Genomic DNA, 17,592 nt, shown 5'->3' on the forward strand with positions numbered 1-17,592 from the left:
CCGGCGGCGACGCGCTGGACGGCGTCCGGGGCGGCGGCCAGCGGCACCCGGGCGCTCACCAGCGGCCGGACGGCGCCCCGGTCGGCGAGCCCGGTGAGCTCGTCGTGGGCGGCCCGGACGGCCCGCGGGTCGTGGGTGTTGTAGAGGCCCCAGTGCAGGCCCAGGATCGTGTAGTTCTTCACCAGGGCGTGGTTGAGCGCCGGGGCGGGGATCTGCCCGCCGGCGAAGCCGACCACCACGATCCGGCCCTCGAAGGCGACGCACCTGGCGGAGCCGGTGTAGGCCTCGCCGCCGACCGGGTCGAAGACCACGTCCGCGCCGCGCCCGTCGGTGAACTCCTTGACGGCGGCGACGAAGTCCCGTTCGAGGCGGTCCACCACCAGGTCGGCGCCGAGTGCCCGCGCGGCCCGCGCCTTCTCCGGCCCGCCGACCACGGCGACCACCCGGGCCCCGGCGGCCCGGCCGAGCTGGACGGCCGCGCTGCCGACCCCGCCGGCCGCCGCGTGCACCAGCAGGGTCTCGCCGGCCCGCAGCCGGGCCCGCCGGTGCAGCGCGAACCAGGCGGTCTGGTAGCCGATGTGCAGGGCGGCCGCCTCGGCGTCGTCCAGCGACTCGGGGGCCGGGAACGCGGCGGCGGCGTCCAGCAGCGCGTACTCGGCGAACGCGCCGTGCGGCAGTACCGGGTTGCCGATCAGCCGCTCGCCCCGCCGGGCGCCGTCCGCGACCTCGCCGCACAGCTCCACACCGGGCGTGAACGGCAGCGGCGGGCGGACCTGGTACCGGCCGCGCACCATCAGCGCGTCCGGGAAGTTGACGGCCGCCGCCCGGACCCGCACCAGCAGCTGCCCCGGGCCGGGCACCGGCCGCGGGAGGTCCTCGGCCAGCCGCATCACCTCGGCCGGCTCGCCGAGCTCGCCGACCTGCCAGGCCCTCACAGCAGCCCGCCCTTCTCCAGCCCCTGCTGGAGCCGGTTCATCCCGTTGAGCCAGCGGTCCGGGTCGGTGGCCCGGACACGCTGGTACTCGGCGACCTCGGGGTGCGGCAGGAGCAGGAAGCGCTCCGCGCGCATCCCGTCCAGGGCCGCCCCGGCGACGTCCGCCGGGTCGAGCGCGGTCGGGGCCAGCAGGGCCTCGCCGACGGCGCCGGTGGCGGCGAGCAGGTCGGTGCGCACGCCCTGGGGGCAGAGCGCGTGCACCCGCAGGCCCCGGTGGCGGTAGCTCGCGGAGAGCCACTCGGCGAAGGCCAGCGCGCCGTGCTTGCTGACCGAGTACGGTGCCGAGCCGAGCATGGTGAGCAGCCCGGCGGCGGAGACGGTGGCCAGGAAGCGGCCCTCGCCGCGCTCCAGCCAGCGGGGGAGCAGCAGCTCGGCGGCCCGGACGTGGGCCATCACGTTGACCTCCCAGGAGGTCGCCCAGGCCGTGGCGGGCGCGTCGGCCCCGCCCGCCAGGGCGACGCCCGCGTTGGCGCACCAGACGTCGATCTCGCCCAGCTCGGCGCGGGCCCGTCCGACCAGCTCGGCCAGGCCCTCGGCGGAGGCGGCGTCCCCGGGCAGCGCGGTGCCGCCGCACTCCTTCGCGACGGCGCGGGCGGCCCCGGCGTCCAGGTCGTTGACCACCACCCGGGCGCCGGCCGCGGCGAGGGCCCGGGCCAGCGCGGCACCGATGCCCCGGCCACCGCCGGTCACCACCACGCCCCGGCCGTCGAACGCGTCGCGGTCGGGCGCCGGGCTGTCGGACGCCCGGCCGTCGGCTGCCCCGCCCTCGGGCGCTCCCGCGGTCACATGCCACCGCCGAGGGTGACCCCGCCGTCCAGGACCAGGGTCTGGCCGGTGATCCAGCCGGCGTCCGGGGAGAGCAGGAAGGCGACGGCGCCGGCGATGTCCTCGGGGACGCCGAGGCGGCCGAGCGGGTAGGCCTTGGCGACCTTCTCCTCGCGGCCCTCGTAGAGCGCCTCGGCGAACTTGGTCTTGACCACGGCGGGGGCGACGGCGTTGACCCGGATGCCCTGGGGGCCGAGTTCGGCGGCGAGTTCGGTGGTGAGCCGGATCAGCGCGGCCTTGCTGACGCCGTACATGCCGATCCCGAGGGAGGGGCGGATGCCCGCGATGGAGGCGACGTTGACGATCGAGCCGCCGTGCTCGCCCATCCAGCCGGCGTGCGCGCGGCGGGTCCAGGCCAGCGGGGCCAGCACGTTGACGGCGAGGATCTTGGCCGCGGCGGCCTCCTCGGTGTCCAGGACCGGCCCGTACACCGGGTTGATGCCGGTGTTGTTGACCAGGTGGTCGAGCCGCCCGAAGGCCTCCAGGGTGCGGGCGACGGCCTCCTCCTGGTGCGCCGGGTCGTCGGCCTTGCCCGCGACGGCGATCGCGTGGTCCGGGCCGCCGAGGTCGCGGACGGCTTCGGCCAGCGGCTCCGGGTTGCGGGCCGTGAGGCAGACCTTGGCGCCGCGGTCGACCAGCTCGCGCGCGATGCCGAGGCCGATGCCGCGGCTCGATCCGGTGACGACGGCCACCCGGCCCTTGAAGGAGTGCACCACGGAGCGTCCTGCCTTTCGTGCGGCGATCTCTGCCGTCCTGCTGCTGACTAAGCGCTTGCTCAGCATGGTGTCGGTGCGGGAGCCTGTCAACAGCCGCGACGCCCGGCCCGACCGCCCGTCGCCTGCCGCTGCCCGACCGCCTGCCGCTGCGCACCGTCGGATGGCACCGGGGCCGGGCGGCGCTCGGCGGGAAAGCCTGTACGAGTTCTCTGGGAGGATGACGCCATGACCAGCACCCCGCTCGCCGACCTCTGGCCGACCCTGCCCGGCGCCGACGCCCGCCCCGAAGCGGCGTACCGGCTGCTCCAGGCCGCCGTCGAGTCGTTCGCGGAGCGCGGCTTCCACGCCACCACGACCCGGGACATCGCCACCGCGGCCGGGATGAGTCCGGCCGCGCTGTACATCCACTACCAGTCGAAGGCCGCGCTGCTCGCCGAGATCAGCCGGGCCGGGCACGCCGCCACGCTGACCCTCGTCCGGGACGCGGCGGGCGGCCCGGGCGGCCCGGCCGAGCGGATGAGGCGGCTGGTCGAGCAGTTCACCGCCTGGCACGCCCGGGCCCGGACGGTCGGCCGGGTGGTCAACTACGAGCTGCACGCCCTGCCCGAGGACGCCTACGCGGTGGTCGCCGCGCTGCGGCTGGACATCGAGCGCGAGGTCAGCGCGCTGATCCAGGCGGGCGTGGCGGCGGGGGACTTCCAGGTGGCGGAGGTGCGGACGGCGGCCCGCGCCGTGACCTCGCTCGGCATCGACGTCTCCCGCTGGTACACCGGCAACTCCTCCGAGGCGCCGGAGGAGCTCGGGCGCCGCTACGGGGATCTGGTGCTGCGGATGCTCGGCGCCCGGGTCTGAGCGGAGCGGCCGGTCGGGCTGCCGGCCGGGCCGGCTCCCTTCCTGGTGGCGCGCTCCGATTGACCTGCTCCGAGGAGGCGAGCAGACTCGTATACGAAGTACGTTTTTCCCGTACGTGTGCCTCGTAGTCGTACGTGAATCCGCGTGTACCGGACCAGGGAGCCCGCCACGAACGTTCGTGGCGGGCTCCCTGCTGTCGGGCGCTGTGGCTCGGGGGCCTCCCGTGGGGGTTCCGGCGGTGGCCGGGGGCTCCGGCGGGTGGCCCGGGTTTCAGGCGGTGGCCAGGCAGAACCGCACCAGCCCGGCGTCCACGTCGAGGACGATCCGCTCCATCTCCGCCCACGGCGGCTGGAACTGGGTGCCCCACTCGACGGTGAAGCCGAGCACCTTCCCCAGGGCGGGGTCGTCGAAGTGGCGGGCGAAGACGTAGTCGTCGCTGGTGCCGCTGGTCGGGTAGAGGTGGAAGCCGCTCAGCGGCCGGTACGTCAGGCCGCGCACCCCGTGCAGGCCCCGGCAGAAGGCCTCGGAGAGCAGCACGGCGGTGTCGGCGTCCGTCTTGGGGATGTACTCCGCGTACGCGACGTCACCGGGCAGTCCGCGCTTGCCGTCGTACTCGCTGTTGCGGAAGTTCATGTCGGGGGAGACGGACTGGTTCTTGTCGTCGCCCCAGTTGTAGAGCATGTCCTGGGAGTAGCTGTGCACGTCGACGAACCATCCGGTCCGCGGGAAGGAGTCCAGCAGCCAGCGGACGTTGCGGGTCTCGGGCTCGGAGAACGGGCTCGGGCCCTCGTAGACCTGCTGGTCGCACGGGTTCGCCGACACCTGGGGGGTGGCGGTCGGGGCGAAGGCGGTGGCGAAGTCGAAGAGGAAGTCGTAGTTGCGGTTGAGGTCGACGCCGACGCAGTCGGGGTTCGCGCTGCCGCCGGAGTTCGCCGGGTCGCGGTTCTTGCGCCACATCGGGTCGACGGTCTGGCTGAACAGCCGGCCGTCCGGGTTGACGAGCGGGAAGAGCACCAGGTCCAGCCGCTGGAGCAGCTCCCGGACCTGGTCGGCGGTGAAGACGGTGCCGCCGTAGCCGAGGCCGGTGCCGCCGTGCTGGGCCTCCAGCAGGTCGGCGGCGAGGTGAACGAGGATCTCGCAGCTGCCCCACTCGCGGGCGTGGACGCCGCCGATCATCATCACGCACCGCTTGGGGATCGGGGCGGGTGCGCCGATCTTGAGGGCGTGGGCGGTGCGGCCCTCGATCGAGGGCTCGGGCAGGGTGAGCAGTTCGGACGTGCCGGGGTAGGCGGTGGCCAGGCTGGTCACGGCCGATTCGACCTCGGTGATGTTCAGGTACGGCATGACGGCCTCCCCGGTCAGTCGGTGGGCTTGGCGGCGAGGCCGCGCGGGACGGCGTCGGCGGCGGCGAACCGGTCGCCGGTGCCGACCTCGGCCTGGGCGGCGCGGCCGGCCGCGCTGGCGTTGCCGATCCGGGTGACCGTGACGCCCTCGCGTTCGAGGGCGGCGATCCGGTCCTCCCGGGCGTAGACGTCGATGCCGACGCTGCCGTCCGGTTCGAGGAGGGGCCGGCCGCCGGTGTCGGGCCGGGCTTCGCGCAGCAGTGCGCGCAGGACCTCCGGGTTCCTGGCGGTGACGCGGAGTCGGAGGATGTCGGGTCGGGACGACGGGTGGGTGGGAGCGGCGGACATGGTGGCCTCTTCCCGGGCGCCGGCGGGGCGGGCCCACGGCCTGCCCGGTGGCGCCGATTCGAGCGGATATGTCCGACGTGTACCTCGTATCCTCAGGATGCGTCGCCGCCGTAGAAGCCGTCAAGGGGCGGCTCGGGCATCCCGTCGAGCAGGCTGTCCAGGCCGCTCAGCATCTCGGCCTCGTCGTCGAAGTCGGCGAACCGGGGCACCAGGGCGCGCAGCCGGGGGTAGTCGACGGCGGACAGCCGGTGCAGGCCGAGCCGCAGTGCCGGGTCCGGCTCGCTCGGGTTGTCGACCACCTGCCGCTTGTCCACCAGCAGGCAGCCGAGGTTCCAGGCGACGAAGGTGCGGTAGACGGTCAGCGCGCCGGCGTCGTCGAAGCCGGCCCGGGCGAGCACGGCCAGGATGTGCTCGGTGAGCTCCAGCACCGAGGCCGGGCGGCGCGCCACCGGGACGGCCAGCGGGCGGGTCGCGACCAGCGGCAGGATCTCCGGGTGGGCGTGCGCGGTGGCGGCGAACGCCTGGGCGATCCGGCGCAGTTCGGCGCGCCAGCCGTCCCCGTGGGGGCCGCGGACGGAGCCGGCCCGCAGCCGGGAGTTGATCTCGTCGAAGTAGGCCTCGACCAGGCCGTCGATCAGTGCCTCCTTGCCCGGGGTGTAGCGGTACAGGGCCATCGACTCCACGCCGAGCTCGGTGGCCAGTCGGCGCATGGTCAGCGCGCCCAGGCCCTCGCGGTCGACCAGGGCCACGGCGGCGCCGAGCACCAGCGGGCGGCTCAGCCGGCCCCGCCTCTCGGGGGCGTCCTGCTCGGCCATCTCCGCACTCCTCGGGGTCGGTGGCGGCGTCCTCGGCCCGGGCCGCCCGGGGGAGCGGCGGTGCTGCGGGGCCCGTCGGGCCGGGGCTTCGGCGGATGTCACTCAGCGGATACAGAACCAGGATACAAGGTAGGAATCAGACGTAAACGGGGTGAGCGGTACCAGTCGGTCGATTCGCCGATTCCGCTGGTCAGCCGGTTGTGGGCGGGGGAGTGGGAGTCGCGGGCGCGGCGACCGGGGCGGCCGGACCGGTCGCTGTGCGTAGCCCCGGGGCGGGTGGCGGCGGGTGGCGGCGGGTGCGGGCAGCGGGCGGGCGGCGGAGTCGGTCATGGGCCGATGGCGGCGGCCGGGGAAGGGGGTGGCAAGCGGTCTTCCGGGGGGCGGGGGTAGCGTGGGGCCGACCCCGTGATCACCGTCCCGAGGAGAGCCGATGAGCAGTCAGAACGACCAGGTGCGCGCGCTGTTGGCGGAGGCCTGGGTCTCGTGGGCGGAGCGGGGCGCAGCCCTGGCCGCCGGGGACTGGGACCGGCCCACCCGGCTGCCCGGGTGGACGGTGCGGGAGCTGTACGCCCACGTCGCGCCGGTGCCGGAGATGTTCACCGGGCTGCGCGCGGCCGTCCTGGACGGGCCGGTCGAGGTGGGCGACGGGGCCGGCATCCTGCGCGCCTACAACCGGCCGGGCGGGATCGCCCACACCGCGGCCGACCAGGTCGCCGAGGCGGCGAAGCGGGTGGCCGAGGTGGCCGAACCCGCCGTGCTGATCGCCCGGTTCGGGGTCGAGGGCCCGGCCGCGCTGGCCGGCCTCGCGGACCTGCCGCCGGACGCCGTGGTGGCGCACCCGCTGCTCGGCAGCGTGACGGTCGGCGCGCTCGGGGAGGTGGCGCTGATGGAGGCGACCGTCCACCTGCTCGACCTGGTCGCGGCCGTCGGCGGCCCGCCGCCCGCCGAGGGGGCGCTGCGCTTCACCACCGCGCTGCTGGCTCGGGTGGCCGACCCGGTGGCCTTCATCGAGGCGGCGACCGGCCGCGGCGCGGAGGCGGTGCTCCCGGTCATCCGCTGAGGTGCCGGTGCGTTGGCTGAGGCGCAGGTGCGTTCGGTGGGGCGTCGGTGCGTCGGGTGAGGCGCAGGTCGGGGCGCCGGTGAGGCGTACACGTCTCATGTCATGAGCCTTTCAAAGGTGCGGGCTTGCTGTCACGCTGCTGCTCCCGGCCCGCTCCCCACGAGAGGCTCCGATGAGAAGACTCCTGCCTGCCCTGACCGGCGCCGCCCTGTTCGCGGCGACCGGCCTCACGGCGCTCGCCACCCCCGACGTGGCGAGCGCCGCGGACTGCACGCCCGCCCAGGTGGTCGCCAACGGCGGCTTCGAGTCCGGCAGTTCGCCCTGGACCGCGCCCAGCGGCGCGATCACCGCGGACAGCGGCCAGAGCGCCCACTCCGGCAGCTCCTACGCCTGGCTCGACGGCTACGGCTCCAGCCACACCGACACGCTCTCGCAGTCCGTCACCCTCCCCGCCGGGTGCGGTACCGCGACGCTCGGGTTCTGGCTGCACGTCGACACCGCCGAGACGACCACCGGCACCGCCTACGACAAACTGGCCGTCAAGCTCGGCTCCACCACGCTGGCCACCTACTCCAACCTGGACGCCGGGGATGGATACGTGCACCGGACCGTCGACGTCTCCGCCTTCGCGGGCAGGACGGCCACGCTCTCCTTCACCGGCGTCGAGGACGCGAGCCTGCAGACCAGCTTCGTCCTGGACGACGTCACCCTGGACGTCTCCGGCGGCGGCACCACGCCGCCCCAGCCCGGCGACCCGACCCGCACCCCCGCCGCGCCGGCGTACACCGTGAACCTGACCAGCGACGCCTCCGGCGCCAGTTGGAACGGGCACGAGAGCGTGACCTTCGGCAACGCCTCGGCAGCCCCGCTGAACGAGGTGTACCTGCGGCTGTGGGACAACGCCCACGGCAGCTGCCCCGCCACCCCCATCACCGTGACCAACGTGACCGGCGGCACGCCCGCGCCGCTCACGGTGAACTGCACCGCGCTCAGGATCGCCCTGCCGGCCCCGCTCGCCCAGGGACAGAGCGGCACCGTCGGCTTCGACCTCGGCATCACCGTGCCGAGCGGCGCGGACCGCTTCGGCCACGACGGCGCGTACAACTTCCTCGGCAACGCCCTGCCCGTCCTGGCGATACGCGACGCGGCCGGCTGGCACCTCGACCCGTACACCAACAACGGCGAGTCCTTCTACTCGGTGGCCGCGGACTTCGACGTCACCCTGGACCACCCGACCGGGCTGCTGGTGCCCGCGACCGGCACCTCGGTGGACACCCCCGGCACGGCCGGACGGACCGTCACCAGGGCGACCGCGAGCAAGGTGCGCGACTTCGCCTGGGGCGCCGGGCCGTTCGCCAGGACCTCCGGCACCTCCGCGGCCGGGGTGAAGGTCAACGTCTACTCGGTGGCGGGGATCAGCGCGGCCGACGCCGCGTCGATGCTCGCCACCTCGATCTCGGCGGTCGACGCCCACGCCCAGCGCTTCGGGGCCTACCCGTACGGCGAGTTGGACGCGGTGCTGGACAACAACTTCTGGTTCGGCGGCATGGAGTACCCGGGCTTCGTCCTCGACCTGGTCAGCACCACGGCGCTCACCCACGAGATCGGCCACCAGTGGTGGTACGGCATCGTGGGCGACGACGAGTACAACGGCCCCTGGCTGGACGAGGCCTTCACCGACTACGCGACCGACCTCGCCCTCGGCAAGACCGGCAACGGCTGCTGGAACAGCGTCTCCTGGGCCTCCGCGGCGGAACGGATCACCAACTCGATGGCGTACTGGGACGCCAACTCCTCCCGCTACTCCGCCGTCGTCTACGGCTACGGCAAGTGCGCCCTGCACGACCTGCGCCGGACGATCGGCGACGGCCCGATGACCACGCTGCTGCGGAACTACGCGCAGGCGCACTGGTACGGCGTCTCCACCACCGCGGAGTTCAAGGCCGCGGCCCAGGCCGCGACCACGGTGGACCTGACCTCCTTCTGGAGCCAGCACCGCATCGACGGCTGAGCCGGCGCGTCCCCGGCGGTCGCCCCCGGCTCCGGCCGGGGGCGACCGCCTCCGCACAGGCGTCCGCCGCCGCCGCGGCCATCCCCGCCGCCGTCTCCTGCCGCCCCTTGACGCCACGGGGGGCCGGGAGGACGCTGTACGTGTACGACATAAACGTGTGCCGTACACGGACAGTCGAAAGCACACGACCAAGAGTCGCGAGGCTCCCGGCGCGGACCCGACCGCTGGAGCGATCATGTCGACCAACCACTACGTGGCGCTGCCGGACAGCTCCCGCGTTCCGTTCGGCGGAGCGCGGGCCATCGGACCGGCCCACCCCCAGACCCCCCTGACCGTCACCGTCTACCTACGGCGCGACCCCGCCGCGCAGCCGCGGCCGGACGTCTACGAGCTGGCGCTCCAGGCGCCGACCCGGCGCACCCTGCCCACCGACGACCAGTACGCCGCCACCCACCGGTGGCTGGACACCGACCTCAAGGCGGTCGAGGCCTTCGCCGCCGAGCACGGTCTCACGACCGGGAACCCGAACCCGCTGGCCCGCAGCGTCCAGCTGACCGGCACCACGAAGGACGTCGCGGACGCCTTCCGGGTGACCCTGGCCCGCTACCGCTACCGGGACGCCCACGGCAACCCCCGGACCTATCGCGGCCGGGAGGGCCAGATCTACGTCCCCGCCGAACTGGACGGCATCGTCACCGGTGTCTTCGGCCTGGACGACCGGCCGATCGGCAGCCGTCTGCTGATCCGCCGGGCCGCCGACGCCGCCCCGACGGCGCACACCGCCCCGACGGTCCGGCCGGGCGCCTTCCTCCCGCCGCAGCTCCAGGCGCCCTACGCCTACCCGGCCGGCACCGACGGGAGCGGGCAGTGCGTCGCCGTCCTCGCCTTCAACGGCGAGACGCCGCCCGGTGTCCCGTCCGGCGGCTACTCGCTGGACGCCCTGCGGAACTACTTCGTCAACGTCCTGCACCAGACCATGCCGGACATCACCGACGTGGTGATCCCGGGGGTCGGCAGCCCCGGCAACGACCCGGGCCAGGACTCCGACTTCGAGACGGCCGACAGCACCGGCGAGATCATGCTCGACCTGGCGGTGGTCGGCGCCCTCGCCCCCAAGGCGAAGATCGTCGTGTACTTCAGCCGGTTCACGGAACAGGGCTGGGTCGACGTGATCACCCGGATCGTCAACGACACCGAGAACCGGCCCACGGTGATCTCCGACAGCTACGGCAACCCCGAGGCCGGCGCGGGGAGCAGGTGGACGCTCGGGGCCATGAAGCGGGTCGACGCCGCCTTCGCCGCCGCGGCCGAGAAGAACATCAGCGTCTGCTGCGCCTCGGGTGACGACGGCTCCCGCGACCAGGTCGACGACGAGCGCGCCCACGCCGACTTCCCCGCGTCCAGCCCGCACGTGCTCGGCGTCGGCGGCACCCGCCTGGCGGTCGACCAGGGGCAGGTCGTCGGCGAGGTCTGCTGGGACGACGGCCCGGGCAGCCGGACGGGCGGTGGCATCAGCGCGGTCTTCCCGCTGCCGCCGTACCAGGCCGGTGCCGATGTGCCGCCGTCGGCCGATCCGCCGCACGCGCACGGATGCGGCGTGCCCGACGTGTCCGCGCTGGCCGACCCCGAGACCGGCGTGGTCGTCCCGAGCGTCGACGGGGTGCACTTCAACCAGACCGGCGGCACCAGCGCCGCCGCCCCGATGTGGTCCGCCCTGCTCGCCCGGATCAACCAGGGCCTGCCCGGCTCCGCGCAGGTAGGCTTCCTCAACCCGCTCCTGTACACGAAGTTCGCGACGGGTGTCCTGCGGGACATCACCCGGGGCAGCAACGGCGCGTACGCCTCCGGCCCCGGCTGGGACGCCTGCACCGGCCTCGGCAGCCCCGGCGGCCAGCAGCTCCTGGACGGCCTCAAGGCCCTCTGACCTCCTGGCCCTGTGGCCCTGTGGCCCTGTGGCCCTTCGACCCCGGCACCCCGGCTGTCGGGCCCCGTCGGCGAGGCGGGGCCCGACAGCGGGAGGGGATCAGCCCAGGGCGAGGGCGCGCAGGCGGTCGGCCGCGCCGTTGAAGTAGTTCTGGTCACCGGGGAAGGTGCCGGAGTCGGCGAACTGCCAGAAGGTCTGGTAGCCCCAGCCGTTCGGCAGGGTGCCGACGGAGGAGGCGTAGCGGGCTATCCAGAGCGGGTTGGTGGTGCCGAAGCCGGCGTTGTTGCCGGTGCACTGGGTCCACCAGTTGGTGGTGGTGTAGATGGTGGGGTAGCGGCCGGTGCGGGAGTGCACGGTGTTGCTGAAGTCGCGGATCCAGCTGACCATGGCGCTCTGGCTGAGGCCGTAGCAGGTGGCGCCGTAGGGGTTGTACTCGATGTCCAGCGCGGGCGGGAGGGTCTTGCCGTCGGCGGACCAGCCGCCGCCGTGGCTGACGAAGTAGTTGGCCTGGGTGGCGCCGGAGGAGGCGTTCGGCAGCGCGAAGTGGTAGGCGCCGCGGACCAGGCCGGCGTTGTACGAGCCGTTGTACTGCTGGGCGAAGGACGGGTTGGTGTAGCCGGTGCCCTCGGTGGCCTTGACGTAGGCGAACTTGGCGCCGTTGGCGGCCACCGAGGACCAGTTGACGTTGCCCTGGTAGCCGGAGACGTCCAGCCCCGGGGTCTGGGTGGCGGCGAGGGAGGCGAAGGGGGCGGCGGTGGCGCGGCCCTCGCGGGCGGCGACGGTGGAGCCGGCGAAGTCCTGCTCGGGGTGGAAGCCGGGGCGGCCTTCGGCGACGGGGGCGATCGGGGCGGGGTCGGCCGCGTACGCGGGGGCCGCCGCGCCGGTGACCAGGGCGGTCGCGGCGGCGAGGGCGGCCAGTGCGGGCAGGCGGCGGCCGGCCGGTCTGTCGGTGCCGGCGGTGCGGGCGGTGCCGGCGGTGCGGGCGGAGCGGGGCATGGGGCACTCCTCTGGTCCGTGCGGGGGTGGTCGAAATGGCCCGTGACGGCCGGGGCCTGACCGGGCGTACCGCAGAGTAGCCATGTACCTGGCACCGCCGCCAGGCATCTTTTTTCACCTAGTGAACGCACGTCAGATATGCGGAAGGCCATGGGCGGCAAGTGGAGTTGCCGGTCCTGCCCGGTCCTGCCGGTCCGTCCGCCCCCGGAGGCGGAGTGCCCCGAGGGGCCGGGCGGGGCCCCGGGGGCGGGCGGGGCGCGCCCGGCCCTGTGCGACGATGCCCGCGGGCCGGCCGGCACCGGCGGCCCCGCACGTGAGGAGAGGAACCAGTCATGACCGAGACCGCCGCCGGATCCGCCCGCCCCGCCGGGGAGCCCGTGTTCCGGCCCGCCACGCCCGCCGACGTCCCGGCGCTGGTCGCGCTGGTCGAGTCGGCCTACCGGGGAGACGCCAGCCGGGCCGGCTGGACCACCGAGGCCGACCTGCTGGGCGGCCGGCGCACCAACCCGGAGGCCGTCACCGCGGCGGTGGGCCACCCCGACGGCGTGGTGCTGCTGGCCGAGCGGGGCGGCGAGCCGGTCGCCTGCTGCCAGCTGGAACGGCGCGGCGACCTGGCCTACTTCGGCATGTTCTCGGTGCGCCCCGGGCTCCAGGGCGGCGGCATCGGCCGGGCCCTGCTGGCCGAGGCGGAGCGGGTGGCCGCCGAGGAGTGGGGCGTCGGCGCGATGGAGATGACGGTGATCGAGCAGCGTGCCGAGCTGATCGCCTGGTACGAGCGGCGCGGTTTCCGGCGCAGCGGCGAGTTCAGCCCGTTCCCGTACGGGGACGAGGACTTCGGCATCCCGCTGCGGCCGGACCTCCGGTTCGCCCACCTCGTCAAGGAGTTGAAGGCGCAGGCCTGAGGGATCGGCGGTCCGTGTACGGAAGTCGACGGCTGGTACGGGAGTTGACGAGGGGTCGGAACGGCCCGCGCTCGGGGTTCGGTTCAGCTCCGCTGGACCGGGTTTCCGCAGGTGACGCCGGGTCAACTCGCTGAGCTGGGGCGATGCGGAGATGTCATACCTCGTTCATTATTGGTCTAGGCCAATGTGAGAGGCTGAGGGCGAACGGCCACGTTCCGTCCGCTGCCCAGGGGGGCCATTTCCGCATGCCCGCACTCCATGGCACCGCCATGCCCGCACCCGACGCCGGTCCGCGCCGGATACCCGCGGACCCCGACAACCACCGCCTGCCCAGCCCGCCCGACGACGAGGAGCTCTACTGGTACTTCGGCCCGCAGCGCCGCTGGGTGCTGCTCTGCGCCACCCTCTCCTACGCGGGAGCCACCGCCACCCTCGGCCTGTTCGCCCTCAGCAAGCCGCTGCTCTGGCCGTTCCTGGTGCTCACCGTGCTCAACGCGGCCACCTGGCTGCTCTCGCTCACCGACGGCCAGCGCGCCCGGCGCTTCACCCGCGACTCGCACGACCTGCTGCTGCGCGCCTGGAGCCCCGCCCGGGCCCCGAGCGTGGACCTGCTGCTGCCCACCGCCGGCGAACCGCTGGCCGTCCTGGACAACGCCTACCGGCACACCGCGGCCGTCCGCTGGCCCGGTGAGCTGACCGTCCTCGTCCTCGACGACGCGGGCCGCCCCGAGGTGCGCGAACTCGCCGAGTCCTACGGCTTCCGGTACCACGCCCGCCCCGACCGGGGCCGGTTCAAGAAGGCCGGCAACCTCAACCACGGCCTGGCCGAGGGCACCGGCGAGATCATCGCCGTCCTCGACGCCGACTTCTGCCCCCGCCCCGACTTCCTGCACCACCTGGTGCCCTACCTCGACAACCCCGAGGTCGGCATCGTGCAGAGCCCGCAGTGCTTCGACACGGACGCCGACATGTCCTGGCTCGAACGCGCCGCGGGAGCCACCCAGGAGATCTTCTACCGCTGGATCCAGCCCTCCCGGGACGCGCAGGACGGCACCGTCTGCTGCGGCACCAACGCGCTCTACCGCCGCGCCGCACTGCGGCGGATCGGCGGCTTCGCCGAGATCGACCACAGCGAGGACCTCTACACCGGCCTCGCCCTCGCCCGCGCCGGATGGGCCACCCGCTACGTCCCCGCGCTGGTCGCCAAGGGCATGTCGCCCACCGGCCTGCCCGCCTTCATCAGCCAGCAGTACCGCTGGTGCCTCGGCTCCCTGGCCCTCGTCCGCGACCCGGACTTCCGCAAGGGGCCGCTCCCCAAGTCCGCCCGGCTCTGCTTCTGGAACGGCATCCTCGGCTACGTCACCAGCGCGGTGAACGTCTTCGCCGTGCCGCTGCCCGCCCTGATCATGCTGTTCTTCCGGCCCGAGGAGATCCAGCCCTGGCAGGTGCTGCCGTTCCTGCCGCCGATCTGGGTCGCCCTGGTGCTGCTGCCCGCGATGTCCCGCACCCGCTGGCGCTTCGAGGTCACCCGGGTCCAACTCCTCGGCGGGCTCTGCCACGTGGTCGCCATCGCGCACGCGCTGCGCCGCCGCTCCGCCGACTGGGTGCCCACCGGCGCCGTCTCCGGCGGCAGTTCGCTCGCCCGCGCCGTCGCCCGGATCGGGGTCGGCTGGCTCGGGTTCGTCGTCCTCGCGGGCGTCGTCGGACTGGTCCGCGCCGGGCTGCTCCACGGCTGGCGGCCGTACTGGGCGCTGGCCGGACTGCTCGCGCTCACCGCGTACACCATGATCCCGCTGATCAGGGAACTGCGCCCGCTGCTGAACGGGACCGGGGGCGGCAAGGGCGCCGCCGTCGGCGAGGTCGCCGCGCCCGCGCCGGGCCGCTCCGACCTCGGGTTCGGACGCGCCGAAGCCGTCGCCGTCACCGCCGTGCTGCTGCTGTGCGGGCTGCTGGCCTCCGGCTGGGCGGACCCGCTGATCTTCTGACGATCCGTCAGATCGGTTCTGTTCCACCGCACTTCCGCTCCACCGCGTTTCCTTGCGCGTCGCCCCACCGGCGCGGACACCGCCCGGCCGCCCCATCGGCCCGGCGGGCCCGACAACCGCTGCCAGCCCTGCAAGGAGCACCGCCGTGCCAACGGCCGTACCGCCGTCGTCCTCCTCCTCCGTATCCCCTGCGCCGTCCACCGGCTCCTCCTCGGACACCGTCTCCTCCTCGGACACCGTCTCCGACTCCTCCGCGACACCCGCCGACCTGCTGCCCGGCGTCGTCCGGATGGACCGGGACCTCGCCGCCCCGCGGGGCGCCACCGTCGCCGAGAACGGACAGGCCCGCCCGCGCACCGCCTTCCGCCCCGACATCGAGGGGCTGCGCGGCGTCGCCGTCCTCGCCGTCCTCGCCTTCCACTCCGCCGTCCCGGGCCTCACCGGGGGCTTCGTCGGCGTCGACGTCTTCTTCGTCGTCTCCGGATTCCTGATCACCGGCCTGCTCGTCGGCCGCCCGCTCGGCCTGTGGGACTTCGCCGCCCGCCGCGCCCGGCGCATCCTGCCCGCCGCCGCCACCGTGCTGGTCGCCACCGCCGTCGCCGGCGGCGCCCTGCTCGACCCGTTGCGCGGCACCGACCTCGCCCGCGACCTGATCGCCTCCGCCGGCCAGTTCGCCAACTGGCGCTTCGTCGGCGAGCAGACCGACTACCTGGCCGCCGAACACGACCCCAGCCCGCTCCAGCACTTCTGGTCGCTCGGCGTGGAGAACCAGTTCTACCTGCTCTGGGGCGTGCTGCTGCTCGGCCTCGCCCGCTACCTGCACGGGCGCCGCCGCACCCTGGCGATCACCCTCACCACGGCGGCCGTCGGCGCCGCCTCGCTCGCTCTCTGCCTGCGCTGGACGGCCACCTCCGCGCCGCTCGCCTACTTCTCCACCGGCAGCCGGCTCTGGGAGTTCGCGGCCGGCGCCGGCGCGGCGCTGGCCGCCCGGGCACTGGCCACCCGCCCGCTCGGGGGCGCCGCCCGGTGGTCCCTGCGGGCACTCGGCTGGGGCGGCCTGGCGGCCGTCCTCGCCTCCGTGTTCCTGTACGACCGCACCACCGCCTTCCCCGGCGCCGCCGCGCTGCTGCCCGTCCTCGGCACCGCCGCCGTGCTGCTCGCCGGGCGCGGCACCCCCGGAGCCGCCGACGCCGGAGGCCTGCTCGCCATCCGCCCGCTGCGCGCCGCCGGACGCCTCTCCTACGCCTGGTACCTGTGGCACTGGCCGGTCCTGACCATCGCCCAGGCCCGGTACGGCACCCTGCCCTGGACCACCCTGCTCGCGCTCACCGCCGCCAGTGCGCTGCCCGCCTGGCTCACCCTGCGACTGGTCGAGCAGCCCCTGCGGTACGGCAGCAGCCCGGCGCCCCGGCGCGGCCTCGCGGTCGGCGCCAGCGCCCTGGTCATCCCGCTGATCGCCGCGCTCACCCTCGGCGGCGGCACCGTACGCGCCCTCGGCGACCCCGCCTCCGGGCCCACCGCGGCCCCCGCCGGAGCCGCCGACGGCCCGGGCCTGCTCGCCCCCGGCACCCGGGTGCTCACCCTGACCCCCTCACTGGCCCGGGCCCGCGAGGACTTCCCGCCCGGCAAGGGCTGCGAGATCCCGCTCAACGCCGACAGCAGCCCGCGCTGCCTCTTCGGCGACGAGGACAGCCCCGACCGGATCGTGCTGCTCGGCGACTCGCACGCCGGGCAGTGGATCTCCGCCGGCCTCGCCCTGGCCGAACAGCGGCACTGGGCGCTGGAGGTCCTGGTCAAGCCCGGCTGCCCGCTGGCCACCCTCACCGTGCGCAACAACGTGCTCGGCCGCACCTTCGAGGAGTGCGACCGCTGGCGCGAGAACACCCTCACCCGGCTGACCTCCGGCCCCAAGCCGCGCCTCGTCCTGATGGCGGGCCTCAACCGGTACGGCAGCCCCGAGGAGCGCACCGAGGGCTGGACCCGCACCCTGGACCGGCTCAGCGCGCTCGGTGCCCCGCTCGCCTACCTCGGCGACACCCCGATGCCCGGCAAGGACATCCCGACCTGCCTGGCCGCCTCCGACGGCCGCTCGGACGCCTGCTTCTTCCCGCGCGACACCGCCTTCGAGCCCGACCCCGTGCTGGACGGCGGGCTCGCCGCCCGGTACGGGGTCCGCACCCTCGACCTCGGCCCGCTGCTCTGCCCCGGCACCGGGCCCTCCTGCCCGGCCGTGCTGGAGGGCGTGGTGCTGTACCGGGACACCGGGCACATCACCGACACCCTGGCGAGGGTCCTGGCACCCCGGCTGGACAAGGGACTGCTCGGGACACCGGGGGGCCCGACGGGCACGACCGCTCCGACGGGCCCGGCCGTGTCGACCGGCTCGCCCGCGTCCGCCGGCTCGCCCGCGTCCGCCGGTGCGACCGCTCCGACGAGCCCGGCGGGTACGGCCGGACCCGAGGGTCCGACCGTGCCGACCGAGCCCGTGACTCCCGGGGTGCCCCCGGCTCAGCCGTAGATGCTGCGGCAGAGCCGGGCCGAATCAGACCCGGCCGGCCAGTGGCCCGCCCGCTCGGCCTGGTCGCAGATGCCGCTCTGACCGCCGCCCGCGCCCGCCCCGGCACTCGCCGGGGCGGACGTGTCCGACGGCCCGCGGGCCGGAGCGGCGCTGTGCGGGCTGTGCCCAGGCTTGGGGCGGGCGCTCGCCGACGCCCGCTGGGCGTCCGCGTCTTCATCCTGGTCGTCGTCTTCACCCTGCTCCAGGGGCCGACCCTCCCGTGGGTCGCCAAGCGGTTGAAGATCGACGAGGGCGACATGGGCC

The 17,592-nt window shown here is 74.7% G+C and carries 14 protein-coding genes; 7 read left to right on the forward strand and 7 right to left on the reverse strand.

Annotation, left to right across the window (positions count from 1 at the left end; all coding sequences use genetic code 11):
* From AB0E96_RS24905 to AB0E96_RS24915, 3 genes are all read right to left on the reverse strand, one after another.
* A partial coding sequence (locus AB0E96_RS24905) for an NADPH:quinone oxidoreductase family protein (RefSeq protein ID WP_359827460.1) occupies positions 1-935 on the reverse strand: 935 nt, incomplete at its 3' end.
* Positions 932-1,690 carry an SDR family oxidoreductase gene (locus AB0E96_RS24910; RefSeq protein WP_359827481.1) on the reverse strand — a complete coding sequence of 253 codons (759 nt, stop codon included), beginning with the start codon at positions 1,688-1,690 and terminating at the stop codon, positions 932-934. The genes AB0E96_RS24905 and AB0E96_RS24910, both read right to left, overlap by 4 nt.
* A gap of 86 nt (positions 1,691-1,776) precedes the next feature.
* Positions 1,777-2,535 (reverse strand): SDR family oxidoreductase, encoded by a 759-nt coding sequence (locus AB0E96_RS24915; RefSeq protein WP_359827461.1) that lies wholly within the window; start codon positions 2,533-2,535, stop codon positions 1,777-1,779.
* 225 nt (positions 2,536-2,760) lie between these two features.
* Here AB0E96_RS24915 and AB0E96_RS24920 point away from each other — a divergent pair, with 225 nt between their 5' ends.
* On the forward strand, positions 2,761-3,387 hold the full coding sequence (locus tag AB0E96_RS24920; protein ID WP_359827463.1) for a TetR/AcrR family transcriptional regulator: 627 nt from the start codon (positions 2,761-2,763) through the stop codon (positions 3,385-3,387).
* Positions 3,388-3,657: 270 nt separating this feature from the next.
* On the opposite strand, the gene AB0E96_RS24925 is transcribed toward AB0E96_RS24920, so the two are convergent.
* From AB0E96_RS24925 to AB0E96_RS24935, 3 genes are all read right to left on the reverse strand, one after another.
* Complete coding sequence (locus AB0E96_RS24925; protein WP_359827464.1) at positions 3,658-4,731, reverse strand: M14 family metallopeptidase; 1,074 nt, start codon at positions 4,729-4,731, stop codon at positions 3,658-3,660.
* A 14-nt stretch (positions 4,732-4,745) separates the two neighbouring features.
* Positions 4,746-5,078 carry a hypothetical protein gene (locus AB0E96_RS24930; RefSeq protein WP_359827466.1) on the reverse strand — a complete coding sequence of 111 codons (333 nt, stop codon included), beginning with the start codon at positions 5,076-5,078 and terminating at the stop codon, positions 4,746-4,748.
* A 92-nt stretch (positions 5,079-5,170) separates the two neighbouring features.
* Positions 5,171-5,893: a TetR/AcrR family transcriptional regulator C-terminal domain-containing protein gene (locus AB0E96_RS24935; protein WP_359827468.1), complete on the reverse strand. Its 723-nt coding sequence runs from the start codon at positions 5,891-5,893 to the stop codon at positions 5,171-5,173.
* A gap of 430 nt (positions 5,894-6,323) precedes the next feature.
* On the opposite strand from AB0E96_RS24935, the gene AB0E96_RS24940 reads away from it, so the two are divergent.
* The 3 genes from AB0E96_RS24940 (at position 6,324) to AB0E96_RS24950 (ending at position 10,888) form a co-directional block, all read left to right on the forward strand.
* Positions 6,324-6,953 (forward strand): maleylpyruvate isomerase N-terminal domain-containing protein, encoded by a 630-nt coding sequence (locus tag AB0E96_RS24940; protein ID WP_359827469.1) that lies wholly within the window; start codon positions 6,324-6,326, stop codon positions 6,951-6,953.
* Between the two features lie 172 nt (positions 6,954-7,125).
* Complete coding sequence (locus AB0E96_RS24945) at positions 7,126-8,964, forward strand: M1 family aminopeptidase (protein ID WP_359827470.1); 1,839 nt, start codon at positions 7,126-7,128, stop codon at positions 8,962-8,964.
* A gap of 235 nt (positions 8,965-9,199) precedes the next feature.
* Positions 9,200-10,888: a S53 family peptidase gene (locus tag AB0E96_RS24950; RefSeq protein ID WP_359827471.1), complete on the forward strand. Its 1,689-nt coding sequence runs from the start codon at positions 9,200-9,202 to the stop codon at positions 10,886-10,888.
* A 99-nt stretch (positions 10,889-10,987) separates the two neighbouring features.
* Here AB0E96_RS24950 and AB0E96_RS24955 read toward each other — a convergent pair whose 3' ends face one another.
* A complete protein-coding gene (locus tag AB0E96_RS24955; protein ID WP_359827473.1) occupies positions 10,988-11,884 on the reverse strand; it encodes a lysozyme in 897 nt (298 codons plus the stop codon).
* Positions 11,885-12,216: 332 nt separating this feature from the next.
* On the opposite strand from AB0E96_RS24955, the gene AB0E96_RS24960 reads away from it, so the two are divergent.
* From AB0E96_RS24960 to AB0E96_RS24970, 3 genes are all read left to right on the forward strand, one after another.
* Positions 12,217-12,786 (forward strand): GNAT family N-acetyltransferase, encoded by a 570-nt coding sequence (locus AB0E96_RS24960; RefSeq protein ID WP_359827475.1) that lies wholly within the window; start codon positions 12,217-12,219, stop codon positions 12,784-12,786.
* Between the two features lie 245 nt (positions 12,787-13,031).
* Positions 13,032-14,771 carry a cellulose synthase catalytic subunit gene (locus AB0E96_RS24965; protein WP_359827477.1) on the forward strand — a complete coding sequence of 580 codons (1,740 nt, stop codon included), beginning with the start codon at positions 13,032-13,034 and terminating at the stop codon, positions 14,769-14,771.
* A gap of 145 nt (positions 14,772-14,916) precedes the next feature.
* On the forward strand, positions 14,917-17,289 hold the full coding sequence (locus AB0E96_RS24970; RefSeq protein WP_359827479.1) for an acyltransferase family protein: 2,373 nt from the start codon (positions 14,917-14,919) through the stop codon (positions 17,287-17,289).
* The last annotated feature ends 303 nt before the right edge of the window (positions 17,290-17,592 follow it).

The organism is Kitasatospora sp. NPDC036755, from assembly GCF_040636595.1.
In the GTDB taxonomy this organism is placed as follows: domain Bacteria; phylum Actinomycetota; class Actinomycetes; order Streptomycetales; family Streptomycetaceae; genus Kitasatospora.

Excerpts from the sequence above, each read along its gene's own strand:
- AB0E96_RS24920 (WP_359827463.1), top strand. The coding sequence starts at position 2,761 with ATGACCAGCACCCCGCTCGCCGACCTCTGGCCGACCCTGCCCGGCGCC.
- AB0E96_RS24925 (WP_359827464.1), bottom strand. The coding sequence starts at position 4,731 with ATGCCGTACCTGAACATCACCGAGGTCGAATCGGCCGTGACCAGCCTG.
- AB0E96_RS24930 (WP_359827466.1), bottom strand. The coding sequence starts at position 5,078 with ATGTCCGCCGCTCCCACCCACCCGTCGTCCCGACCCGACATCCTCCGA.
- AB0E96_RS24935 (WP_359827468.1), bottom strand. The coding sequence starts at position 5,893 with ATGGCCGAGCAGGACGCCCCCGAGAGGCGGGGCCGGCTGAGCCGCCCG.
- AB0E96_RS24940 (WP_359827469.1), top strand. The coding sequence starts at position 6,324 with ATGAGCAGTCAGAACGACCAGGTGCGCGCGCTGTTGGCGGAGGCCTGG.
- AB0E96_RS24945 (WP_359827470.1), top strand. The coding sequence starts at position 7,126 with ATGAGAAGACTCCTGCCTGCCCTGACCGGCGCCGCCCTGTTCGCGGCG.
- AB0E96_RS24950 (WP_359827471.1), top strand. The coding sequence starts at position 9,200 with ATGTCGACCAACCACTACGTGGCGCTGCCGGACAGCTCCCGCGTTCCG.
- AB0E96_RS24955 (WP_359827473.1), bottom strand. The coding sequence starts at position 11,884 with ATGCCCCGCTCCGCCCGCACCGCCGGCACCGCCCGCACCGCCGGCACC.
- AB0E96_RS24960 (WP_359827475.1), top strand. The coding sequence starts at position 12,217 with ATGACCGAGACCGCCGCCGGATCCGCCCGCCCCGCCGGGGAGCCCGTG.
- AB0E96_RS24965 (WP_359827477.1), top strand. The coding sequence starts at position 13,032 with ATGCCCGCACTCCATGGCACCGCCATGCCCGCACCCGACGCCGGTCCG.